Here is a 4,715-nt window from a genome sequence, read left to right on the forward strand (position 1 = left end):
CAGGCGCTACCCCCAGCGCCTCCCGCTTCCCTCCCTGAGCGGGACGGTTCCGGCCCCCCCTGCCGGAACCCCTCTTGCCCCGGCCATCCCCCTGTGGCCGGGGCATTTTTTTGCGGATGGCCTGTTGCGGGCCGCGGACCCTCCCGGCGATTCACCGCCCGGGAATGTCTGGCCGCCCACGGTGCTCGACCGCGCCCCTGTAGGAGCGTGCCCTGCACGCGAATGGGCCTCGTGCGGTGCCCGGCGTGTGGCGCGCCTGCGGCGCGTTCGCGTGCAGGGCACGCTCCTACACGGCCGCCGTGGCCCGGTGGCAGGCGCTCTCTCTTGGCGGTCCGCCGCCGGGGAATGTCACCCAAAGGGCTGGCCTGCTGTCATCAATCCGGCCCGGGGGCGGTGCCCAGCCACTCCAGCAGCAGTCCCTGGAGGTCCTCCACGCCGTCGCGCTTCAGCGCGGAGAAGGTCTGCAGCGTCGCGTCCAGTCCCAGTGCCTCCAGCCCGCTGCGCGCCCGCAGCAGCTGTCGGCCGGCCTCGTTCCGGGAGACCTTGTCCGCCTTGGTGAGCACCACGTGCAGCCGTCGCGGCTGCATCGCCAGCCAGTCCAGCAGACTCCGGTCGAGGTCGGTCATCGGCCTGCGGATGTCCATGATCAGTACCAGGCCCACCAGACTCCGGCGCTCGCGCAGGTACTGGCCGATCAGGCGGTCCCATTGGGCGCGCTGCGCGGGCGGGACCCGGGCGTAGCCGTATCCGGGGAGATCGATCAGGCGCTGACCGCCGTCCGGCCGCAGACGGAAGACGTTGATCTCCTGGGTGCGGCCGGGCGTCCGGCTGACGCGCGCCAGCGCACGTCGCCCACACAGGGCGTTCAGTGCGCTCGACTTGCCGGCATTGGAGCGCCCGGCGAAGGCGATCTCGGTGCCGGAATCGGGCGGCAGCTGGCCGATCCGGGCGGCGCCGAGCACGAATTCGGCCTCGCGAAACGGGTTGTGCATGGGCTCCTCGGCCGGCGCCCGCCGGCATGGTTTCTTTGCTGCCAAAACCTGCATGTGCTATATAACGCGCCTCTTATTTTGATTCCCCTCGGCCACGGGGCACAAGCTCCAGCCCCGCGCCGGTTCGCACAAAAGAAGCAGGAGTGTCTCCCATCATGAATTACGTGCGCTCGAGCCTTTTCGCTGTCCTTTCCCTCGTGCTGGCATTGCCGCTCGGGGTGCAGGCGGGCGATCCGGTCCGTGGCCAGGAACTGTCCGAGGCATGTACGGCGTGCCATGGCAGCGACGGTAACAGCGTGAATCCGGAATGGCCGAAGCTGGCCGGGCAGCATGCCAGCTATCTCCACAAGCAGCTGATGGATTACAAGAGCGGCCGGCGCGAGAATGCCCTGATGGCGGGCCAGGTCGCCGACCTGGACGAGCAGGACATGCGCGACCTCGCCGCTTACTTCGCCCAGCAGGAGGTCAGCCCCGGCACCGCCGACGAAACGCTTGCGGAGCGCGGCGAGCGCATCTACCGCGGGGGCATCCCGGCAGCCGGCGTCGCCGCCTGCATGGCCTGTCACGGCGCGAATGGCAACGGCAACCCCGCGGCGATGTTTCCGGCCATGGGCGGTCAGCATGCCCAGTACAATTCCGACCAGCTGGAGTATTTCCGCAGCGGTCAGCGGGCGAACGACAACGGCCGGATGATGCGCAACATCGCCGCGCGCCTGTCCGATGACGACATCGAGGCGGTGACCCAGTACATGCAGGGGCTGCGCGCGGAATAGTCCACACGCCCCGGCCCTGCCGATCGGGTGGCCTGTGGCCACCCTTTTTTGTGCACGGGGCGTGGCTGTGCGGCCCCCGTTCCGGCGAGAATACGGGTTTGACGCAGGGCCGTGAGCGAACCAAAGCGATACCCGGGCGTCGAAATGCCGTGCGCGGCGTCAACACGGTGTCGCGGATTCGCGGTCGAGACCACACGAGGAGAGATGGATGATGAATCGACGTCGTTTCATGGGTGCCCTGGTCGGCGGCAGCGCACTGCTGGCCTCGGGCGTGGCGCCGGGCCGGGAGTTCACCCCGGGGCAGGACTATCGGCAGCTGATTCCCCGGGTGGATACCGGACTGCCGGAGGGCCGCCTGCAGGTCGTCGAGGTGTTCTGGTATGGCTGCCCGCACTGTTACACCTTCGAGCCGCTGGTCAACGAATGGAGCAGGAACCTGCCCGAGCACGTGGACTTCACCCATCTGCCCGCGCCGTTCAATGATCTGTGGACACTGCACGCCCGGGTCTATTTCGCCGCCGAGGAGCTCGGCGTGCTCGACGAGATCCATCAGCCCTTCTTCGATGCGATCCATGCGCAGGGGCGCCAAATGCGCTCGGAGAGCGCGGTCCTGCGCTTCGTGGACCAGCGCGGTCTGGATGCCGATGCCTTTCGGGAGGCCATGCGCTCTCCCGAGGTCGGTGCCGCGATCGGCGAGGCGGGCCTGCTGGTGCAGGCCTTCCAGGTCGAGGGGGTGCCGTCGATGGTCGTCGACGGGCGGGCGGTGGTGTCCGCCGGGATGACCGGCAGCCACGAGGGCATGCTGCGCGTGGTCGATCACCTGCTGGAGGAATACGCCTGAACCCGGTGCGGACATACACTTCCTGTCGGAACGTTCTCGCCCTGCCGATGGTCATATAAGAATTGTTTAATGATTGTAAACCGGTTCCGGATGACTTCGGGGCCCGGGGCGATGGACCCGCTCCCCGGCATCCGCGTACGCACTGACTGAACCGGGTGAAGGGGGAGTACTTGTCACTAGTCAGTCCGCATGACACAGGCGTCGGCTCGCAGCCGACCGCCGAGCGTAGCGACTCGGGCACCGAGCCGCGGCGTCTGCGCCTTCTCAGCTTCAATGCGCAGGTGGGAATCCATTCCTCGCGGCTGCACCACTATGTCACCAACAGCTGGAAGCACTTCCTGCCCTTCAACGGGCGCATGACCAATCTGGACCGGGTCGCGCGCTTCATCTCCGCGTTCGACGTGGTGGGCCTCCAGGAGCTGGATGCGGGCAGCATGCGCAGCAACTACGTCGACCTGACCGCCTATCTTTCCGAGCGCGGGAGCTTTCCGCATTCCTACTCGCGCGTGAATCGCGATCTGGGAGCCCTGGCCAAGCACTCGCTCGGCCTCCTGACCCGGCTCGAGCCGGAGCGGGTGGTGATGCATCGTCTGCCGGGTCCGATCCCGGGCCGCGGGGCGATCGAGGCGCGCTTCGCGCTGGCCAACGGCGAGTCCCTGGTGCTGTTTCTGGTGCACCTCGCGCTGGGTCGCCGCGCCCGGCGCTCGCAGCTGGACTACATCGCCGGGCAGCTGGCCCACGAGCCGCACGCGGTGGTGATGGGCGACTTCAACTGCCATCCGGAGAGCCGCGAGCTGCAGACGCTGGTGGCCCGCACGGGCCTGCTCGACCCGATGCCCTGCGCCGCCACCTATCCCTCCTGGGAGCCACGCCGGGTCTTCGACCACATCCTGCTGACACCGGACCTCAGTGTCAGCGACATCCGGGTCTATAACGTGAACCTCTCCGACCATCTCCCGGTCGGCATCGAGATCGAGCTGCCGGGCGAGGGTCGCGTGATCGACGCGGCCCACTGAAGGTTACCCCGGCGCAAGCCGGGATCAGCCGACCAGGTGGCGGTTCCGGTACGGGATTGGCCCGCGGACCGCACGCGTCTCGTGATGATGTCCGGCTTCACGTACCATAAGCCGCACAGCCTCATCGCTTGGAGTCCCTGATGGCCGGAGCAGCCGGAAACGGGCAGCGGCCCCTGATCTTCGGCGAAGTCCTGTTCGACAGTTTCGCGGACGGGGGCGACATCCTGGGCGGGGCACCGTTCAACGTCGCCTGGAACCTGCGCATGCTCGGGGCCGACCCGCTGTTCGTCGGCGCGGTGGGGTCCGACGAGCTCGGGCAGCGGGTGCGCGCGGCGATGGTGGGCGCCGGCCTCGATACCCGGGCCCTGCAGGTGGCGCCCGGGGCCCCGACCGGACGCGTGGAGGTGACGCTGGAGGCGGGCGAGCCGAGCTACGACATCCTGCCCGACCAGGCCTACGACGAGGTCCGGGCGGAGGCGCTGGAGGCGGTGGTCCCGGAGCGCGCGCCGCTGCTGTACCACGGCAGCCTTGCGCTGCGCAGCGAGCCGAGCCGTTCCGCCTGCGGCTGGCTGGCGCGGCGCTCGGAGCGGCGCTTCGTGGACGTGAACCTGCGCCGGCCCTGGTATCGGCGCGACACGGTGCTGGAGCTGATCCGCGGCGCGGACTACGTGAAGCTGAACCTGGACGAACTGCGCGAACTGGCCGACGGCTCGGACGACTTGGCGCGGGTGGCCGGGCTGTTCGAGACCGCGGGCATCCGCGAGGCGGTGATCCTGACCGCGGGCACGGCCGGGGCCGGCATTCACACCCGCGCCGGAGACCGCGTGGCGGCGCCGGCCCCCGACGTGACCGATCTGCGGGATCCCGTCGGTGCCGGCGACGCCTTCGCCAGCATGGTGATCCTCGGACTACTGAGGGGCTGGGCGTGGGCGGACACCCTGGAGCGTGCCCTGGATTTCGCCGCCCGCGTCTGCACCCTGCAGGGCGCGACGAGCACCGATCCGGACTTCTACGCCGCGGCAAGGGCGCGCTGGGAAGGCTGAGGCCTGGGCGCGTGGCGGTGTGGGAGCGGCCTCTGGCCGCGATGCGGTGT

Annotated in this window: 5 protein-coding genes; 4 read left to right on the top strand and 1 reads right to left on the bottom strand. The window is 69.1% G+C overall.

The annotated features are described in order from the left end of the window. Positions 1 to 374 precede the first annotated feature (374 nt). Positions 375 to 992 (bottom strand): ribosome biogenesis GTP-binding protein YihA/YsxC, encoded by a 618-nt coding sequence (gene yihA / locus ACESMN_RS10700; protein WP_373053587.1) that lies wholly within the window; start codon positions 990 to 992, stop codon positions 375 to 377. Positions 993 to 1,147: 155 nt separating this feature from the next. Here yihA and ACESMN_RS10705 point away from each other — a divergent pair, with 155 nt between their 5' ends. The 4 genes from ACESMN_RS10705 (at position 1,148) to ACESMN_RS10720 (ending at position 4,665) form a co-directional block, all read left to right on the top strand. Then, on the top strand, positions 1,148 to 1,765 hold the full coding sequence (locus ACESMN_RS10705; RefSeq protein WP_373053588.1) for a c-type cytochrome: 618 nt from the start codon (positions 1,148 to 1,150) through the stop codon (positions 1,763 to 1,765). A 211-nt stretch (positions 1,766 to 1,976) separates the two neighbouring features. Further along, on the top strand, positions 1,977 to 2,606 hold the full coding sequence (locus ACESMN_RS10710; protein WP_373053589.1) for a thiol:disulfide interchange protein DsbA/DsbL: 630 nt from the start codon (positions 1,977 to 1,979) through the stop codon (positions 2,604 to 2,606). A gap of 170 nt (positions 2,607 to 2,776) precedes the next feature. Continuing rightward, positions 2,777 to 3,622, top strand: a complete 846-nt coding sequence (locus ACESMN_RS10715; protein WP_373053590.1) for an endonuclease/exonuclease/phosphatase family protein — start codon at positions 2,777 to 2,779, stop codon at positions 3,620 to 3,622. 140 nt (positions 3,623 to 3,762) lie between these two features. After that, positions 3,763 to 4,665: a PfkB family carbohydrate kinase gene (locus tag ACESMN_RS10720; protein ID WP_373053591.1), complete on the top strand. Its 903-nt coding sequence runs from the start codon at positions 3,763 to 3,765 to the stop codon at positions 4,663 to 4,665. The last annotated feature ends 50 nt before the right edge of the window (positions 4,666 to 4,715 follow it).

This window comes from Thioalkalivibrio sp., assembly GCF_041690275.1.
GTDB lineage: Bacteria > Pseudomonadota > Gammaproteobacteria > Ectothiorhodospirales > Ectothiorhodospiraceae > Thioalkalivibrio.